Below are 18,237 nucleotides of genomic sequence, written 5' to 3' on the forward strand. Positions count from 1 at the left end.
AGTATAGGCAAAAACCGTTTGTAATGTTATCTTAATGTTAATAATGTTAAGCTGAAAATCAGCAATAAAAAGTTAAAACTGGGGAAACAGGATGAAACTACAGAGATGCAAACTTAGAAGTGCGATTAAATTTGCCATTTCAACTACAGCCGCTATTACCACATTAGCGTCGTTTAATACTTTGGCAGATGCCAGAGAAGATGGAGCAAACAAAGACATAGAAAAGATAGCCGTAGTCGGCTCAAGGGCTGCACCCAGATCTGTGGGTGAATCACCAGTACCAATCGATATCATTGGTGGTGATGAATTAAGCAAAGCAGGTGGCGACGATATGCTTGAGTTGCTTAAAGGCTCAGTCCCCTCTCTTAATGTACATGCAAACCCAATAAGTGATGCAGCAAGTCTTGTACGACCTGCTAATTTACGTGGCTTGCCAGCTGATTCAACATTAATTTTATTAAATGGTAAGCGCAGACACCGCTCGTCTGTAATCGCGTTTTTAGGTGGCGGTATCAACGACGGTGCACAAGGTCCAGACATCTCTGTCATTCCAAGCATCGCATTAAAACAAGTTGAAGTACTGCGTGATGGCGCCGCTGCACAATATGGTTCGGATGCCATCGCGGGGGTATTAAACTTTGTGTTAAAAGATGCTTCTGAAGGCGGTAGCTTCTCGGTTAAGCAAGGTGAATACTACGAGGGTGACGGTGATACGACCACTATCGAAGGTAATATTGGTTTGCCTTTTACCGACCAAGGCTTTGCCAATTTAAGCTTCCAGTATAAAGAAGCTGATGCAACAAGCCGCAGTGTACAAAGACCTGATGCGCAGAAATTTATCGATGCAAATGTAGAAGGTGTTAGAGATCCAGCGCAAATCTGGGGTGCTCCCGAAATAAAAGATGATATAACAATTTTCGGTAACGTTGGGTTAGAGCTGAGCAACAGTTCTGAATTTTATATGTTTGGTAACTATTCTGAGCGTGACGTGAAAGGCGGGTTTTATTATCGTAACCCGCAAACTCGCCCACAAGTATACTCAAATGACGGTGGTGCGACGTTACTCGTAGGTGACTTAGATGGGTTGAACAATGGTATTGAATGCCCTACCGTCAGTTTGCGCGACAGCGACAATAACCAAATCTACAACGTAGCTACCATTGCTGCATATCAACAAATTGCTGCAGACACTGAGTTAGGCAGAAACTGTTTCGCATTTAACGAAATCTTACCTGGTGGTTTTACACCAAACTTTGGCGGTAACATAACCGATACTTCATTAACCATTGGTACCAAAGGCGAGTTTACTGAAGGTTTTATGGAAGGCGGATTTTATGACTTGAGCGGCTCTGTTGGCCGAAATGAATCTCGCTACTTTATTACCAATACTGTCAATGCGTCGCTCGGTCCTGAAACGCCTATGGAGTTTAGCCCTGGTAAATACATTCAGTTAGAGAAGAATTTCAACTTGGATGTGTCTAAGGGCTTTGACTTTGACCTTGCATATGAAGTAAACGTGGCTGCGGGCCTCGAATGGCACGAAGAAACATTTGAAGTAATTGCTGGTGATGAAGCATCCTTCATCGCTGGTCCATTAACACAACAAGGTTTTGGTATCGGCTCCAATGGTTTCCCAGGATTCCAACCTTCAGCGGCAGGCGAATTCTCACGCAGAAACTATGCGGCTTATATTGATATTGAAACGCCTTTCACAGACGACTTTTTAATGGGTTGGGCACTTAGATTCGAAGACTATGATTCATTTGGGTCTACCACCAACTTTAAAGTAATGGGCCAATACCAACTAACTGATGACCTTTCAATGCGCGGTTCAATCAGTACCGGCTTCCGTGCACCGACCGTTGGTCAAGCGAACGTAAGTAACGTCCAAACCAACTTAAGCAGTGGTGTATTGGTTGACTCCGCACTATTACCACCTACAAACCCGGTGTCTGAGATTTTAGGTGGTACAGAGTTACAACCGGAAGAGTCAGAGAGTTATACACTTGGTTTTGTATATCAAACGGGTGATTTGTTCTTGACTATTGATTACTACAATATTCAAGTTGAAGATCGCTTAAGTCAGTCAGACAAAATTGACTTAACACCGGCTCAAAAAGAAGCTTTGAAAGCTGATGGTGTGCCAAACGTAGACAGCATTGCACAGGTATCATTCTTTACCAATGACTTTGATACTACGACGCAAGGTGTTGATGTAGTTGCAAACTACTCTATGGACCTGCTCGGCGGCTTTGCAACGTTCAGCATGGCTTATAACTGGAATGAAACCACGGTTGATAAGTTTTCTGCTATTACAGGTGCTTTCAAAGTAAAACGCCTTGAGGAAGACTTACCACAACACCGTGCGACCTATACTTGGACGCAACAGTGGGAGGATTTCTCTGGTTTCATCCGATACAACTACTTCGGCGAATACCAAGGTGTACATGTTGACTATGACGCCACTGCTATCATGGCTGACCCAACATTTACCTTCGATGCTGAGTTAACCTATTACGCGACTGAAAACCTCAGTTTGACCGTTGGTGCAAACAACATCTTTGATCAAGATGCAGAGGAAATTATTGATTTCTACGAAGGTGACAACACTGAAACAACACCTAAAAACAATTGGGGTGGTATCTACTATGAAACATCACCATTTGGCATAAATGGCGGTTATTACTATGTCAAAGCAACGTATACGTTCTAAACTTTATCTGTAACCCAGAAGCAAAAGAGGAATTAGCGATGGCTATTTCCTCTTTTTATTTTTATTATTTAGTTAAAAATAAAAAGCTTACGATTTATGCTACTTTTAGACCGCGCCACAGAACTACTACTTGAAAACCGACTCCGAGAGGCGGAGTTCATGTTCAAGCAAGTCCTAAAACAAAACCCCAAAAACGGAAAAGCACTGTTTGGTTTAGGTAGGATTTGTATGCGCTTAGAACAATATGATAATGCAATTTACTACCTTAAACGGGCATGTGAACATTTACCTAAAATGCTCGACCCACTCTATGCCCTTGCAGATGCATTTATTGCAGTTGGCTCCCCTGTTGACGCCAAGACAGTGTTAGAGTACGCCCTAAGTGTTGCGAGACACAATGCACAAATTCACTATCACCTTGGTCAATTTTACCTCGATCATGGGTTTATTGATAACGCGAAACAGGTCTTTGAAAAAGGTCTAGAGTGCCCTCCCTCCGGCGTATCTATTTTTATGATATTTGAACTCATGCAGCTCCAATCAGCCGCAGAAATACCCGCTTTAATGCAACGAATAACCGAGCTTGAGGGAAGCTATGAGCACCCTACATTTCATATTGTTGCCTATCACGCAATGGCAACAGGACATCAAGCCTTAGGAGAAAATGAGAAAGCATTCGAATTTTATCAAAAGGCGAACGACCTGCAGCTATCTCAATGCAAATTTAAAACGGCTGACATGCTGCCATTTTTCAATCGAGTCTTAAATACATTTAATCAAGACTATTTTGGTAAACCCACAGACAAAGTACAGTCGACGTTTACGCCTGTGTTTATTGTCGGATTGCCGCGTACAGGCTCTACACTTCTAGAACAAATTCTGACACAGCATAGTCAGGTTGGTAGCATGGGCGAAAGTGTGATCATCAGTGATAAAATTGTTCCTTACCTTGAGATGAGAACGGAGCGGGCTTTTCCAGAGTGTGCACTGGAACTAAGCACATCTATGCTAGATTACTGTCGTAACGTATACGTGGACGAGATAAAAAAACACCGGGTACAAGAGGAAGTTGTGATAAACAAGCTCCCAGCCAACTTTCAAAATATTGGACTCATCTACAAAATATTCCCACAGGCTAAAATCATACACTTAACCCGAGATTTTATGGCTAATGCTTGGTCTGTATACAGCAATCACTTTGCAGAAGATGAACCTTATTTCTGTTCACTGACTGAATTTCAACATTACGCGGCGATAGAAGCGCAAGTTATGGAGCACTTCAAGCCACTTTTAAAGCGCAGTATATACACAGTAAGCTACGAAAAACTCATAGAAGAGCCTGAAAGAACAGTGCAAAAAATACTTAACTTTACGTACCTCAAGTACGAACCTGAGTGTATGGAGTTTTACAAAAGCCGTAGCAAAGTAGAGACATTGAGTAAAACACAGGTAAGGCAACCTTTACACGAACGCTCGCTCTCGAGATGGAAAACATTCGAAAGCGCAATGGAAAAAGCGTTAAACAATGAAAAAGGCTAGAGTTAGCTAGCCTTTTACTTTTATTTTCTGTGCAACTCAAACCATTTTAGTAAGTCTTTGAATTGCTCATCTTGCGCTTTGGGGTGGGTTAACATATCTATGTGGCCATAGTTATGCGCATGTCCATATCGCTTACCATAAATATTGAGCGACTGGATACCAACACCAGACTCCTTCATAAACATTTTGATATCTATCGGCTGAGCAAGCGCCTTATCATTTACACCTGCAATATGCAGCGTTGGCGGCAACGCTTTCGACTCTAGCGCCTTTGCATAGTCAAAATTATCGTCACTATCTATCCATGGCTGCTTTTTGGCCCATTGTGCACTTTGCCAATGAGACTTAACAGTTTCATTGTCAGAGCCCCATTTCAGCTTACGGGCAGGTAAATACCCATGCTTTTTTGAATAGTAGTTTGCTAACCAATACCACATTAAGTTGGCTTTAAGCAGCTTTTCAGGGTGGTTATTATAAAGACTCCGCTTTGAGCCGAAATAAGCACACGCATCAACAAATTGAATCTCGTGAGGGAATCGAGCAAAAACACTGTTCATGATCACACCTCCCCAAGAGTGTGCCACCCAAAACTGGGGCTTCTTTCCTGTATTTTGCTCTATAAACTGGAGCGCAGCTGGCACATCTTCAAGAATGGATTCGGTCTGTCCATAGTCGTGACCGGCATCTATTAAAGGTAAACTCCCTCCTCTACCTCGTAAATCTAGCACAAAGCAATTGAAGCCATTTAGCGCCATATATGGCGCAAGACCTTTGTTGCTCTCAGTGTAAAAAATTTTGCCATTTTCAATTGCACCATGCAGAAACAAAACAACAGGGCCTGCCTTTTGTTCATGATAAATATGCCGTAAGTGCAAAGATACCCCCTTAGCTAAGGGTACCGATAGAGATTCTTGTATGATCATGACTATTTAAAATTATTTTTTACTCATCGTACCAGTTAAGATGACCGAAAGTAAACCTCGTAGTTGCAGTGATGAAATTAAGATATAATACGTTTATCATTTAGCGCCAATATTTTTATATGCACCCAAGAAACAAACATCTGTCCGGATATGACTTCCCTTTACTGCTTACTTATGTGCCAGAATTAGAAAAGCACTTAATCACCAAAGAGAATGGTGAAAGCACATTGAATTTTGCAGATAAGACAGCAGTACTTTTGCTCAATAAAGCACTGCTGTTCGCGTTCTACGACATTAAGTTTTGGGATTTACCTGAACAGTTCCTTTGCCCGCCAGTTCCTGGCAGAGCAGATTACATACATGCTCTGGCCGATCTTTTAGCGAGTGATAATGGTGGAGAGATCCCAACTGGTAAATCGATTCGCTGCCTAGACATAGGGACTGGAGCAAATTTGATCTACCCGATATTGGGCCGCGCTTTATATAAATGGCGATTTGTCGGATCAGATATCAACGAAATTGCAGTGAAAATAGCCCAAAATATCTCGCAAGCCAACAGACTGGATATCAAAATCAAGCACCAAAAACAGGCTAATGCGATTTTTTCTAGCATCATTGGGAAATCAGACTATTTTGACATAACAATGTGTAATCCACCGTTTCATGCTAGTGAAAAAGAAGCCCAACAAGGAACCCAAAGAAAGTGGAAAAACCTAGGAATTGACAAGTCTGAAGGTAAAAATACATTAAATTTTGGAGGGCATGCCCCTGAACTTTGGTGTGAAGGTGGTGAACTCGGCTTTGTGAAAAACATGATTTGTGAAAGTGCGAACTTTAAAGAGCAAGTAGGATGGTTCACATGCTTAATTTCCAAAAAGGATAATATCCCGCTACTCACCAAAGCTTTGCAGCAGCAAAAAGTGGCCAATTTCAAAACAGTAAAAATGGTGCAAGGAAATAAGCAAAGTCGATTTCTTGCATGGCGTTACTGACCTTGTGCTACGCGATAGAGCAAACGTTGGTTTTGCTCTATTCTACTTTTGGAATGTAAACTTCGAAACAACTCCCTACACCCAAGTTAGACTCTACTTTAATTTCTCCATTATGGTGTTTAGTCAGCACAAGTGCGATAGTGAGCCCTAAGCCCAAATTCTGACCAACTGGTTTTGTCGTGAAAAACGGATCAAATATACGGTTGAGACTCGCCTTTTCGATGCCATCCCCGTTGTCCCGCATCAATACCCTAATGCCACGTCTACTAGACCCTACTTCAATTGTAATCCCCTGCTCACAGCTACCAGCCTCAACAGCATTTACATACAAAACATTTATTATTTGGATAATTTGACCCGGATAACATACTACTTCCCAGTCACAACCCTCTTCTAGGTCAAAGTTAATTGGCTGTGATAGTTTTAATTCTGATGTATATTCTTCTACTAAGCTCTTTAGATTAACTTGAATGCTTTTTTCACCTGATAAACCGTTAAAAATAGACAATGCTTTTACTATCTTTTCAATACGGCTTAAATCACCCCGTGTATCATCCAATATTTCTGTGATTTCTACTAAATCCATATCAAAATCAGATGTTTTTAGCTTAGCTAAGCTTGTTTTAAAACTGCCAATATAATCATTCAGTACATCAAAATTACACTTCATAGCGCCTAAAGGGTTGTTTATTTCATGTGCGACCCCTGCAGCCAACTGGCCTATTGACGCCATTTTTTCTGATTGAAGTAACGATTGTTGTTGAGAAATAATTTGTTGCTTAGCCTGCACTAGTTCCAAATTTGCCAGCTGCAATTCAGAGGTCCGCTCTGCGACTCGCTCTTCTAAGTTATCATTCAAGTCTTTGAGCGCTGAAATAAGTTCGGCCTTGCGCTGAATATCTTCATATGCACGCAATGCACTTGTCATAACGATGTATAAACGGGACTTAGTTAAATCCACCTTGTTTTTATAATCATTAATATCGTACTTGAGCATGACTTCGTGTTCTGGAATGGTGCTTGGTTGGCCAGTTCTTAGGATTATTCGCACATCTTTGTTGTTTAATGTGTGTCGTATTTCTTTCACACAATCTAGTCCGGCAGTATCAGTTTCCATTATCACGTCAAGCAAGATGACGCTTATCCCGTCTATTTCTTGCATCACCTCTAATGCTTGCGCTTTAGAGTATGCATGAAGGAACTCTAAAGACCTATTTTCATAAGTAAAACGAGACAATGCCATTTTAGTTACTTGATGTATTTCTGGCTCATCATCAACAAGTAATACTTTCCATGGTGGTTTTTTGGGGCTATCCGCAATTTGCCCAGATTCACTGGCGAGAAATGAAAAGGAAGAGTTAGACATGGCTACCAATTTTTTTGACTGATAGCCTAAGCATGGTCAAAAACCACAGAATTACAACTTATTAAGCTCTGATTTATAGTGTTTTCTACATACAGAAACGTACCTATCGTTTCCGCCTATCTCAACTTGATTTCCACCAGAAATAGCATTCCCCTGCTCATCCAAACGCAGAACATGATTTGCTTTTCGGCCACAATGGCAAACTGTTTTTAGCTCAATAAGTTTATCTGCCCAAGCAAGAAGATACTGGGCGCCTTCGAATAACTCACCCATAAAGTCCGTTCTAAGCCCATAACATAGTACTGGTACACCTAAACTATCCACAACATCTGTTAATTGAGATACTTGCTCTTTGCTTAGGAATTGGCTTTCGTCGACTAAAATACAGTCTAGCTTTTGCTCATGATGGTGCTTACTTACTAACTCGAACACATTCGACTTAGGCTCAAAGGTATGCGCATCTGCCTCCAAACCAATTCTTGAAGCTACTTTACCAACTCCAGAGCGGTTATCTATTGCAGCGGTCAAAATAAATGGCGTCATTCCCCTTTCGCGATAATTGAACGCTGATTGTAAGAGTGTGGTGGATTTGCCAGCATTCATCGCTGAATAGTAAAAATAAAGTTGTGCCATAGTAGACTCACAGAGTGTAACAGTGCGCGATAGTCTACATAAAGATAACTTACATGACCACAATCAATATCTTGGCAACTTGTGATTTATTGGGTTGTTTACATAGTCCAGATAATACTGGTGTAGAGGCATACTCCCTAATTTGTCCCAAAGCGCTTGTGCGACCAGGGGGTTTTGCGCCATAAAATCTTTTGAAAGCGCCAAGTATCCGTAGCTTATATCTATCGGTGGGAATATCGCTTGTAGTTTGTCACTATGAGGGAACCCAGCGACTTGTTCATCATATACTTTGCATAATCCGAGAGAGCCATCAACGAGGCTCTTTAACACCAGTTGATAAGCATCTTCTTGCGAGTCAGTTAATATCACCTTATACAAGTCTTGTTGAAGGGTGCTTAGCACTGCATACCCTCTTGGTACGGCCAAGCTCAGTGGAAAGTTTCTATTTGCCACATCAGTAGCCAGCCCTTGCTGACCAACCAGACATGTGCCTAACATGCTAATTGCGAGAGATAAGTTAATACTGCCATCAAGATTTCTAGGAAAGCGCAAGAACTCACTGCGCTCTGAGCGGTACGATGCTATGACCGCATCCACTTTGTTATTTTTAATATTCTTTAAACAGCGTTGCCAAGGCTTGCGTACAAATACGAAACGAACAGTTGAAACTTGCTTTTCTAAACTCTTGAGTATTTCAATCGTAGCACCCGGTCTTTGTTCAGGTACATCAAAGCCACTTCCCAGAAAAAATGGCGGTGCGTTTTTATCTTCGTAGCATACGGTTACAAAAGTAGTAGCCGAAGCGAACGAAGAAAATACAACAAAACAAAAGGTGGCGATTAGGCGCATACTATCCACGTCAAGAGATTAAATTTAGCATTTCGCTACAAAAACTTAAATGCCAATGACTATCTTATACTATAGCGCAGAGTTTTAATCACGTCTCTTACAACAGTTCAATATTTATCGGATAACGGCGCTGAGTATTTAGCAAAAGAAGGGCGTTACGGACAAAGCACTGCATAACTTATGCTACACAGTGCTTGAAGTTATGATATTAGCTCGCTAGCGCTGCTTGATAACGCTTTTCAACTTCTACCCAGTTGATTACATTATAAAATGCGGCGATGTACTCAGGTCTGCGGTTTTGATATTTTAAGTAGTATGCATGTTCCCATACATCTAATCCTAGAATAGGTGTTTGGTTGTCCATTAATGGGCTATCTTGGTTAAGTGAACTAGTCACTTTTAGCGCACCATTAGCATCAACTACAAGCCATGCCCAGCCACTGCCAAATCGGCTAACCGCAGCAGCTGTGAACAATTCTTTAAACTGGTCAAAGCTGCCAAATGTATCATTGATAGCCGAAGCTAGTTGGCCTTCATGTAAAGTACCGCCATCTGAAGACATAATAGTCCAAAACAGACTATGGTTATGATGACCACCAACATGGTCACGAACGGCACCTTTAAGGTTTTCTGGTAAGCTGTCGATGTTTCTCAATAAATCCTCAAGATCGCGGTTTGCGTGCTCAGAGCCTTCTAACGCTGCATTCGCTTTGCTCACGTACGTCTGGTGATGCAAAGTATGGTGAATTTCCATCGTTCTGGTATCAATATGTGGTTCCAAAGCATCATACGCGTACGGTAGCTGTGGCAATGTAAAAGCCATGATTTTTCCTCATTTACTTTAGTGGACTATATGTGGACGGTTAAAGCCCCCATCCATTGCTGCATTGACTTTCTCAATTAGCTCTGGAAGATGGGGATGACAAGAAGCAAAGTTAATCAATTCTTGTCTTGTTCTATGTAAGTGGTGACAAGCAATCTCTACAATTTCTACTGAGGCATTTTGGACTAAATTAAGCATCACGGAGTGTACTTCTATCAATTGCTCACAGGCCCTTTCAGGGTTTGACAAAGCAATAAAGCAATCAGCTAAATTATGAGCAGCCACCACTAATGCTGGGCAACAATGCTCTATGGCAACCAACTGTTCGTCACAAGCTTCGCTATTAACAAACCGTTCTAACAAGTGACCTGCGAGATTTAATGCACTTTGATATCGGTCTCTTGCAGAATTGAACTCACCATGCTGAAAAGCTTGGTTTCCAGATTTAATCGCGTATTGCCATGGCGCAAGCGCATACTCCAATGGCGTCTCAACAGAAGTTTCGATTTGCTCAATTAGGGCCATTATGCTCCCCTTAGATTGCTTTACACTGGACAACTATAAACAAAACCAACACCTTAATGCAAATTGTTTTTATTTGCATTATTGGGATCATTTGTATTTCACCACATATCCGACCGCTAGATTTGCCAGCTATACCTCGCACACAATAGCTAATAGAATAAATGACAACGAAAATGAGAATAAGAATCAATTGATAAACCATTGATTTATAAGGATTTTATTGACTTTGAAATCAATCCATATAATATAGCCACAACAGTCAGAGTTTGAGGAAAGACCTATGAAAGGTAAACAAAAGATCATTGATGCATTTAATGCGCTACTGGCAAACGAGTTGGCAGCTATAGACCAGTATTTCATCCATTCTAGAATGTATGAGGATTTTGGGCTTAATAAGCTATATGAACGCCTAAATCATGAAATGGAAGAAGAAACTACCCATGCAGATTGGTTAATCAAGCGTATATTGTTTTTAGAAGGTGTGCCAAACATGACTAAGCGTCGTGACCTTCTTATCGGGCATGATGTTAAATCAATGATGGAAAATGACCTCACTCTTGAGCTAGAAGTTGTGGCTTGCGTGAAAGACGCCATAAAAGCATGTGAAGAAGAGCAAGATTATCAATCACGTGCGGTGTTAGAAAAACTGCTGTTCGATACTGAAGAAGATCACGTTTATTGGCTAGAACAACAACTTGGCCTGATTGAAAAGGTTGGTATTCAAAACTATCTACAGTCTCAGCTAGGTTAAGGAGCAAACTCGATGAAAGGCGAAAGAGAAGTTATTGTAGCGCTAAACAAAGTACTCGCTAATGAGCTTGTTGGTATCAACCAATATTTTTTACATGCTCGCATGTTTAAAGATTTTGGCTTTACTAAGTTAGACAAGGCTGACTATAAAGTATCGATTCAAAAAATGAAGAATGCTGATAGATTAATCGAGCGCATTCTTTTCCTAGAAGGGCTACCAAATTTGCAAGACTTAGGTCGCCTTAACATTGGTGAGAACGTACCTGAAATGATCAATGCAAATATGCAATTTGAAGAAGCCTCTCTTGTAGATCTACAGAATGCAATTGCGTTATGTGAAGAAAAACAAGATTATATTAGCAGAGAAGCATTAGACAATATTCAAAACGAGCAAGAAGAACAAATTGACTGGTTGGAGACACAGCTTCAACTGCTCAAAACTACTGGCACTGAGAATTATCTACAATCTCAAATGTAAGCTTTAGATAATAAAAAAGGGCCTTGAGGCCCTTTTTTATTATCTAATCTTTTTTACGCGACTTGTTCAGTCACATCTACAATCTCAATAAGTTTTTCATTCAATATCTTTTTAGTACAATTACAGCACTTACCACACTGAGTGCCTACTCCAAGATCTTTACTTAGATCTCTCATAGATCTCGCGCCCTCATCAATTGCTTGTGCGATTTTATTGTCAGTAACTCCGTGACAAATACAAATATACATGAATGAAAACCAATCTCAATTACATCAACTGAGACTAAGTTTAATCTAAACAAAAATAGTTATCAACAAGCATAAGCATAAAAATGAGAATAATTACTAATAGCATTGATCAATAAGGAGTTTTAATTGGCCTAAAACGAATAATCACTTTTGATTTGCGCAATTAATCAACACTACTTTTCGTCACTTTCGTTTTTATCTATGCTGTTCCAACTTTTCAGACAAGAGTATAAAGTAATCGACTCTATTGGCTTTGCAACAAAGTCATCCATACCAGCTTGCAGACATTTTTCTTTGTCTTCTGCAAATGCATTTGCTGTTATCGCAATAATATAAGGGCAACCATACGTGCTCGGGCTTTGACGAATAGTGCGAGTACATTCAAAGCCATCCATATTAGGCATTTGACAATCCATTAAAATAATGTCGAACCGCTGCTCTTCTAGGGCTTTGAGTGCTTCAATACCATCCATTGCTTTTGAGATAAAACACCCTGTTTTTTCTAAAAATTGAGTCGCGACAATCTGGTTAATCGGATTATCCTCAACAAGTAATATTTTCACATTTTCAAGGTTTGGAATGTCCGCACTTACCGATTTCAGTTTTGGCTGTTCACCCAATTCGGCAGGGATCTCAACGGTAAACTCGCTACCCACATTTTCGGTAGACTGAAACCGCAGTTGCCCCCCCATTAGTGCGACTAAACGTTTGCAAATAGTCAACCCTAACCCGGTACCACCGTATTTTCTTGTCGTAGACAAGTCCGCTTGCGTAAACTCATCGAATAAATCCTTTTGCGCACTTTTAGCAATACCAATGCCTGTATCTTTTACTTTAAGTCTCAGAGAGCCTTGGTAGTAATCCACTGTAAAGTCTATTTGTCCATGCTCCGTAAATTTCCCCGCATTACTAAGTAAGTTATTAATAACCTGACTTAATCGAAGATCATCAAATATTAAGACCTTGGGCACTTGCTCATCCAATGTATGATTAAACTCAACATTAGGCTTAGACAAAGACTTCTCAAACGCAGTAGAAATGGCAACAACAAAATCGGATACGTCCGTGTTGTGCATAGAAAGCTCCAATGCACCCGCCTCTATTTTTGAATAGTCCAAAATATCATTAAGAATTAATAACAGTTTATGTGCAGATTGGTGAATAATATCTAATTGCGCTTTGGATTCAGCATCAAATTCATTATTTATCAATTCGTCTGACATCCCTATGATGCCATTGAGAGGAGTACGAATTTCATGACTCATATTTGCTAAGAACTGGCTTTTGGCCGAGCTGGCTTTGTTAGCTTGCTCTAACGCTTTAATGAGCTCTTCGGTTTTTTCACTGACTTCTTGCTCTAAATGTTTATTAAAGTCTTTTAATTTTCGATTGAGCTGTTCGTTTTCCTCATTTGCACTATTTAACTTAGCGAAACTCGTCGACAACTTAAACGCCAACTGGGAAAATTGCTGCTGCAAGGTAATGACCTCTATACAGCTCCCTTCAGCCGTGTTACTTACCTCTGACATTTTTTCATTGGGATCGAACGAGTTAATACTGTGGCTCAAATCAACAATTGGCTTAGTAAATACCCTTGTCATCCGATTCACCAAAAAACTACTAATTGCGATAATGAACAAGGCTAAAACAAAGGATTGAATCCAGGCGGAAGCAACTGCCAAATTTACGTGCTTGCGCTCGATTAGACTTATCACCCGCCAATTAAAAATGTCAGACTGCACACTTTGGCGATAATACACATCTCGGTTATTACTAATGAAAACTTGGTCGGTGGACTCAGTGAGTGCGATTAGCTGCTCATTAGCAACGTTATCTAGTATGTTAAAATCAGATTTCAAAGAGCTAAAAACAATATTATTTTCATGATCAACAATTAACAGATGCCCTTTTTGAGCGAGCACTTTAGGGATAAATTGCTCAAATGACTCAAAAAATAGTGAACTCTCTACTATTCCCTGAAACTCACCATCTTCATACAAAGGTGCCGAGACCGCTACTACGGGATCATTGCCAAACCCCCTACCTTGAAATATGCCCGACACATAACCATTAGGGTAATAAGGTGCTTGAATAAAGTATTCTCTATCAGCTACTGAAGGCACCTCTCCAACGAGGCTTGTTTTCAAAGCGTCGGGGTAAAAATGGGTCACAAATGCACTTTGGTCTGCGACTATTGCAGTCCTAAAATTAGGATAAGTATCGACGAGTCGGTTAATTACCTGTTGTTTATCTACACCTGACTGTATATCTTGCGCAGCAATATTGATTGCCCTGCGATAGCTTTCTAGATAATCGTCAATTTGTTTCAATGCACTCACTGACGCATCATGGAGCTGCGCAGTCACTTCAAATTCGATGCGTTTGTAATGGCTATTTGTCAGAACGATTGTGGTGATAAGAACAACTAGGATTATCAGGTGACTAATCATATAGTTTAAGATCTGGTACAAAGACTTTGCTTGCCAAACCCGTTTAAATAGAAAAAGCGATGTGAGATCGACAATCGCCAAATACACCGCAGCATTTATCATATATTTTGCAAGAGCGGTGAAAATAACTAACAGGGTCAGCCCTAAAACAAACTTGCCCATTATAAATAAGATGGGAATGCCGAAGAGCACCCAAAACCCTAACCCTCTTATGAACAGGGGTTTATTGGCCCGAACACAAAAAACTTGCAACCACAAAATTTCGATGAGAAATACGACTGAAGGTAAACAGTGCCCCCAACGGTACAGCAAAAACATTGCACCAATCCCAACGGCGAGAACGGCATATTGCCAACCTAATGCTAATAAGCAAAGGATGACAAATAGCTGCCCAAACAGGAACTCTGAGCTATCTAAAAACCAAATTGGTAAAAGGTTAGCAATACCACCTAAAACGCCCAAAAAGAGCGCAATAACCAACTTTGGCAACTTTGAAATGTGATTTAGCAATACCAGCTCCTTTTATATTCTATTAAAAAATAAAGGAAAGCTGGGTATTTGCCAAGTTTAATGGTGGGGACAATCGTGACTTTCTATTTGTAAAACACACTTTTCAACTGAAAATAGCTGTTTTAATCGCGCTTCTACTTGATATCTGCATGCGTCGTCGTGCTTTTCTATTGTGCAATGATGCTTCAAAACAATATGCGCACCAACCATTAAAGCGCTGTCTGAATTTGAAACTGTAACATTGTGCACACTTTCAACATGTTCAGTATCAACAATAGCTTGCTCAACACGTTCAACGGCAGGCAATGTGGTACCTTTATCAAGTAGACCAGAAATGCATGTCTTAATTACCTTCAAACCAGTAAACAATACAAAGCAAGATATCAACATGCTAGACAGCACATCGATGATGTTCCACCCCGTCAAATGGATTAGAATACCTGCGATAAAAGTCGACACCGTTGACAATAAGTCAAAAAATGAATGCAGAAAAACGGCGTATACATTAATGCTGTCTTTGCGGCCTTTGTACAAAACCCACGCAGCTAAACCATGGAATAAGAAGCCGACACCAGCCACTGTAGACATTACAAAAGTATTAACTTCATGTACATGCCCTTGTGAATGAAGTTCAATTCGCTCTGTCGCTTCAAGGAGAATGATGATTGCAATGGACAAATACAGGACACCGTTTAACAGGCCACCTGTAAATTCTGCTTTTTTATACCCTTCATTAAAGTTTTTTGCCAGCTTTACAGCAACCGTTGACGCAATTAATGCAATGAATAAAGAGCTGTTGTGCACAAATAAGTGCCCAGCATCCGCTAAAACAGCCAGTGAATTAGCATAATGTGCTGCCACCACTTGTATTAGCATGAATGTACATGTTATGGCGAGCGCGATTAGTAAGCGCTTACGAGAAGCCTCATGAGTTGTAAGATCGGTCATTCGAGCTTGAGAAACCTTTGTAACTAGTAATTAGAGGGTGATAATGGTAAAGGACATCAATTGTAACCCTATTTTCTATCAGACGCATCAAAAATCATAATATTTAGCAAATAAATACGTAATTTATACTGACGTCCCAAGCCTATGAATTACTTACCAACTGAGCGTTTGTATTAAGTCTGCTTTCTGCCGAATAAAGGCGCTGTTCAAAATACCTAAGCTGTTCATAACTAAACATGAACTGGGTATAACGCATAATCTCTAACGGGGCTTCTTTGCTTGTAAAGCAATTGAACGGTTTACCAGGAAAAAATTCAGTTCCCTCATCAAATACAACAAGGTACCTCACACCACTTTCAACACCAATACATTTTGCCAAATTTGCCACACGAATTTTCGCTGCATTAACTGGGTTCAAAAAGAAATTAGACGACCCTTCTTCAATCACATTCCACATTTCGCCCTGAATATCTGCTTCAATCACACCTGACTGAGGACAGAAAACCATCACAAACACACCAAATGGAGAGAGTACCACGCCGTCTATATCTAGCTCTTCAAGCATAGGACTCATGCTGCGATAAAGAACAATATACTTTTTGTTGTCTAGCTTACTTGTTAATGTTTTATAGGTTTCTTTAAATGTGCGCTTGCGTGTGTTGTGTGTTACTTCTTTTCCACGGAGCAAGAACTTCAACAACTCAATAGATACATATCCGACAATAAATATACTGAGCCACATAGTAAAACGGTCATAATGACCCTTCTCGGGCTCTTCATACAATACTATCGGTACGTGGTCTTCTTGCGTCTCCGATATTGAGTGAGTAGGAAGGGTCGTAGCTTCCTCTTGAAAAGGCTCTATCGCCTCCCCCTCAATGCCAATCTGGCGTTCATATTTCATAGAACGCTTTTTCTGCGCAACGTCTTTTTGAAGCCGAAGCTCAAAAGCCTCTCGCTGCGCAGCGACTTGTTCGGCGCACTTTACCGCACTCGCAAAATCTTGCGCTCCATGGTGACAGATCATGGGCTTGTGAAAAAATGCCTGCCATTTTTTGCGAGTTGCGTCATCTTTGAATGAAGAGATCCCAAAGGAACGGCTTACTTCCTTATCTGGTTCAAGCGAATTTGAAATGTTTACCCTAGGAGACTGACAATATGTTTGCAAACGTTCAAGTAGTCTTCTTAATCGTGCGTCTTCGCCTTCTTTTAGGACATTATTTTGACGCAAAAACTGGAGCTCAGCGGCAAACCGTTTGCACTGTCTTTGGTCAAGCTGCTCTATATCTGCAGCGACGCAGCTTGAAAATATGATAAAAAACAAAATCCATCTGTTCATCGTCTCTAAACCTAATTGTAAGTTGGTACTTAATTTTGGGGTTAACCCAACACAAATACCGCGCTATGCTTATTTAGTTGCAAGCATATTTAATGCCCACTCCTCCAACAATCCATCACTGCTGAGTGTTACAAGCTTTTCTCGACTTGGTGCATACATATCCACTATCGTTGCACCGGCATTGAGCGTATTAATTTGCCATGTCCCTAGCTCGTTTCCGCTTTTAGTGTCCCATATTGTAAGATGTGATTTTGAAGAGGAAGTCGCTAAATAAGCACTCTGTTCAATGAACAGCGCTTTGCGAAAAACTTTAAACCGAGCCATGTATTTTAGCTCACTTTTATCTGCCCCATCTAAAAGCGATGCGATTACCTGATTATCTAGGGCGTCAGATACAAAGAATTCAGAAAAATCTTGTCTTACAGCAAGACTGGTAACACGGTGATTAAACTCTTTGGTAAACAACGGTTCTGGAGAGCCAAATTGCCAAAGCGCCAACTTGCCATCTTGCGCAGCTGTCATTACCATTTCGCCTTTGTCATCCCACTGTACATGCATTACTGGTCGTGAATGCGGTGCAAACTGATTGTTGACTTGGGTGTGCAAATTCGCCATATTCACGGTGCCATCAGACATTGCCACAACAATTTTATCCATCGTTGGTGCCAGTGCAACAGAAGTGATGTGTGCATAACCTGAAACACCACTAAAGCTCACTTTGGTTACCAATTTTTGCTTCGGTAACGACCAAAATTGAAGTTGATTATCACCCACCACAATCAGCATGGTATTGTCCTGAGAGAGTACGACCTCACGGACTAACTCAGGCATTTTGTCTTGGGGGACGGTAAATTCAGACGTACGTGTTTGAGTACCCCAAACATGTAGCAAATTAGTACTGTCCACAGTGACCATTTTGCTCCCGTCAGCTGAGAAATGCCCTATCAGGACACCATTATCCCCCAACTTATCAAGTGTCCCTTTACTCAATGCAACGTCTTCGTCGCACCCAGCCAGTAACACAGAGGCAATTATTACAAACAGTCTAAACAACATGGCTTTCGTCACTCTAAATCTGCGGCAAGATCAACCGTGCTGGTGATAGTATAGTCTTTTATACAATTGTACAGATGAATCTTGCAATTTGTTCG

Annotated in this window: 16 protein-coding genes; 5 read left to right on the top strand and 11 right to left on the bottom strand. The window is 40.7% G+C overall.

What is annotated here, in order from left to right:
* Positions 1–91: 91 nt before the first annotated feature.
* Both A7985_RS09950 and A7985_RS09955 read left to right on the top strand, forming a co-directional pair.
* Positions 92–2,713: a TonB-dependent receptor plug domain-containing protein gene (locus tag A7985_RS09950; protein WP_065790305.1), complete on the top strand. Its 2,622-nt coding sequence runs from the start codon at positions 92–94 to the stop codon at positions 2,711–2,713.
* A 96-nt stretch (positions 2,714–2,809) separates the two neighbouring features.
* Positions 2,810–4,252 (top strand): tetratricopeptide repeat-containing sulfotransferase family protein, encoded by a 1,443-nt coding sequence (locus A7985_RS09955; RefSeq protein WP_065790306.1) that lies wholly within the window; start codon positions 2,810–2,812, stop codon positions 4,250–4,252.
* A 20-nt stretch (positions 4,253–4,272) separates the two neighbouring features.
* Here the strand turns inward: A7985_RS09955 and A7985_RS09960 are convergent, their stop codons facing one another.
* Positions 4,273–5,175, bottom strand: coding sequence for an alpha/beta fold hydrolase (locus A7985_RS09960; RefSeq protein WP_065790307.1), 903 nt, complete (start codon positions 5,173–5,175; stop codon positions 4,273–4,275).
* A gap of 119 nt (positions 5,176–5,294) precedes the next feature.
* Here A7985_RS09960 and rlmF point away from each other — a divergent pair, with 119 nt between their 5' ends.
* A complete protein-coding gene (gene rlmF / locus A7985_RS09965; protein ID WP_065790308.1) occupies positions 5,295–6,167 on the top strand; it encodes a 23S rRNA (adenine(1618)-N(6))-methyltransferase RlmF in 873 nt (290 codons plus the stop codon).
* A 37-nt stretch (positions 6,168–6,204) separates the two neighbouring features.
* Here rlmF and A7985_RS09970 read toward each other — a convergent pair whose 3' ends face one another.
* From A7985_RS09970 to A7985_RS09990, 5 genes are all read right to left on the bottom strand, one after another.
* Positions 6,205–7,533: an ATP-binding protein gene (locus A7985_RS09970; protein WP_065790309.1), complete on the bottom strand. Its 1,329-nt coding sequence runs from the start codon at positions 7,531–7,533 to the stop codon at positions 6,205–6,207.
* A gap of 51 nt (positions 7,534–7,584) precedes the next feature.
* Positions 7,585–8,166 carry a thymidine kinase gene (locus A7985_RS09975; RefSeq protein WP_065790310.1) on the bottom strand — a complete coding sequence of 194 codons (582 nt, stop codon included), beginning with the start codon at positions 8,164–8,166 and terminating at the stop codon, positions 7,585–7,587.
* 63 nt (positions 8,167–8,229) lie between these two features.
* On the bottom strand, positions 8,230–9,015 hold the full coding sequence (locus A7985_RS09980) for a transporter substrate-binding domain-containing protein (RefSeq protein ID WP_065790311.1): 786 nt from the start codon (positions 9,013–9,015) through the stop codon (positions 8,230–8,232).
* Positions 9,016–9,223: 208 nt separating this feature from the next.
* On the bottom strand, positions 9,224–9,838 hold the full coding sequence (locus tag A7985_RS09985; RefSeq protein ID WP_065790312.1) for a superoxide dismutase: 615 nt from the start codon (positions 9,836–9,838) through the stop codon (positions 9,224–9,226).
* A gap of 18 nt (positions 9,839–9,856) precedes the next feature.
* Positions 9,857–10,363 carry a hypothetical protein gene (locus A7985_RS09990; RefSeq protein WP_065790313.1) on the bottom strand — a complete coding sequence of 169 codons (507 nt, stop codon included), beginning with the start codon at positions 10,361–10,363 and terminating at the stop codon, positions 9,857–9,859.
* Between the two features lie 280 nt (positions 10,364–10,643).
* Between A7985_RS09990 and bfr (A7985_RS09995) the strand changes: the two genes are divergently transcribed.
* Both bfr (A7985_RS09995) and bfr (A7985_RS10000) read left to right on the top strand, forming a co-directional pair.
* Positions 10,644–11,114, top strand: a complete 471-nt coding sequence (bfr, locus tag A7985_RS09995; protein ID WP_065790314.1) for a bacterioferritin — start codon at positions 10,644–10,646, stop codon at positions 11,112–11,114.
* Positions 11,115–11,126: 12 nt separating this feature from the next.
* Positions 11,127–11,591 carry a bacterioferritin gene (bfr, locus tag A7985_RS10000; RefSeq protein WP_065790315.1) on the top strand — a complete coding sequence of 155 codons (465 nt, stop codon included), beginning with the start codon at positions 11,127–11,129 and terminating at the stop codon, positions 11,589–11,591.
* A 53-nt stretch (positions 11,592–11,644) separates the two neighbouring features.
* Here the strand turns inward: bfr (A7985_RS10000) and A7985_RS10005 are convergent, their stop codons facing one another.
* From A7985_RS10005 to A7985_RS10025, 5 genes are all read right to left on the bottom strand, one after another.
* The gene (locus tag A7985_RS10005) at positions 11,645–11,839 is read right to left on the bottom strand and encodes a (2Fe-2S)-binding protein (RefSeq protein WP_065790316.1); all 195 of its coding nucleotides are present in this window, start codon (positions 11,837–11,839) and stop codon (positions 11,645–11,647) included.
* Between the two features lie 173 nt (positions 11,840–12,012).
* Positions 12,013–14,799 (bottom strand): response regulator, encoded by a 2,787-nt coding sequence (locus tag A7985_RS10010; RefSeq protein WP_141685315.1) that lies wholly within the window; start codon positions 14,797–14,799, stop codon positions 12,013–12,015.
* Between the two features lie 57 nt (positions 14,800–14,856).
* Positions 14,857–15,747: a cation diffusion facilitator family transporter gene (locus tag A7985_RS10015; protein ID WP_065790317.1), complete on the bottom strand. Its 891-nt coding sequence runs from the start codon at positions 15,745–15,747 to the stop codon at positions 14,857–14,859.
* 142 nt (positions 15,748–15,889) lie between these two features.
* Positions 15,890–17,086 carry an NERD domain-containing protein gene (locus A7985_RS10020; RefSeq protein WP_065790318.1) on the bottom strand — a complete coding sequence of 399 codons (1,197 nt, stop codon included), beginning with the start codon at positions 17,084–17,086 and terminating at the stop codon, positions 15,890–15,892.
* 69 nt (positions 17,087–17,155) lie between these two features.
* Positions 17,156–18,142, bottom strand: a complete 987-nt coding sequence (locus tag A7985_RS10025; protein WP_141685316.1) for a hypothetical protein — start codon at positions 18,140–18,142, stop codon at positions 17,156–17,158.
* Between the last annotated feature and the right edge of the window lie 95 nt (positions 18,143–18,237).

It is taken from the genome of Pseudoalteromonas luteoviolacea, assembly GCF_001696455.1.
In the GTDB taxonomy this organism is placed as follows: domain Bacteria; phylum Pseudomonadota; class Gammaproteobacteria; order Enterobacterales; family Alteromonadaceae; genus Pseudoalteromonas; species Pseudoalteromonas luteoviolacea_C.

Bases quoted from the DNA above. Each gene is read 5' to 3' on its own strand.
- bfr (WP_065790315.1), top strand. From the start codon at position 11,127: ATGAAAGGCGAAAGAGAAGTTATTGTAGCGCTAAACAAAGTACTCGCT.
- A7985_RS10005 (WP_065790316.1), bottom strand. From the start codon at position 11,839: ATGTATATTTGTATTTGTCACGGAGTTACTGACAATAAAATCGCACAA.
- A7985_RS09975 (WP_065790310.1), bottom strand. From the start codon at position 8,166: ATGGCACAACTTTATTTTTACTATTCAGCGATGAATGCTGGCAAATCC.
- A7985_RS10025 (WP_141685316.1), bottom strand. From the start codon at position 18,142: ATGTTGTTTAGACTGTTTGTAATAATTGCCTCTGTGTTACTGGCTGGG.
- A7985_RS09985 (WP_065790312.1), bottom strand. From the start codon at position 9,838: ATGGCTTTTACATTGCCACAGCTACCGTACGCGTATGATGCTTTGGAA.
- A7985_RS09955 (WP_065790306.1), top strand. From the start codon at position 2,810: ATGCTACTTTTAGACCGCGCCACAGAACTACTACTTGAAAACCGACTC.
- bfr (WP_065790314.1), top strand. From the start codon at position 10,644: ATGAAAGGTAAACAAAAGATCATTGATGCATTTAATGCGCTACTGGCA.
- rlmF (WP_065790308.1), top strand. From the start codon at position 5,295: ATGCACCCAAGAAACAAACATCTGTCCGGATATGACTTCCCTTTACTG.
- A7985_RS10015 (WP_065790317.1), bottom strand. From the start codon at position 15,747: ATGACCGATCTTACAACTCATGAGGCTTCTCGTAAGCGCTTACTAATC.
- A7985_RS09990 (WP_065790313.1), bottom strand. From the start codon at position 10,363: ATGGCCCTAATTGAGCAAATCGAAACTTCTGTTGAGACGCCATTGGAG.
- A7985_RS09950 (WP_065790305.1), top strand. From the start codon at position 92: ATGAAACTACAGAGATGCAAACTTAGAAGTGCGATTAAATTTGCCATT.
- A7985_RS09980 (WP_065790311.1), bottom strand. From the start codon at position 9,015: ATGCGCCTAATCGCCACCTTTTGTTTTGTTGTATTTTCTTCGTTCGCT.
- A7985_RS09960 (WP_065790307.1), bottom strand. From the start codon at position 5,175: ATGATCATACAAGAATCTCTATCGGTACCCTTAGCTAAGGGGGTATCT.
- A7985_RS09970 (WP_065790309.1), bottom strand. From the start codon at position 7,533: ATGTCTAACTCTTCCTTTTCATTTCTCGCCAGTGAATCTGGGCAAATT.
- A7985_RS10020 (WP_065790318.1), bottom strand. From the start codon at position 17,086: ATGAACAGATGGATTTTGTTTTTTATCATATTTTCAAGCTGCGTCGCT.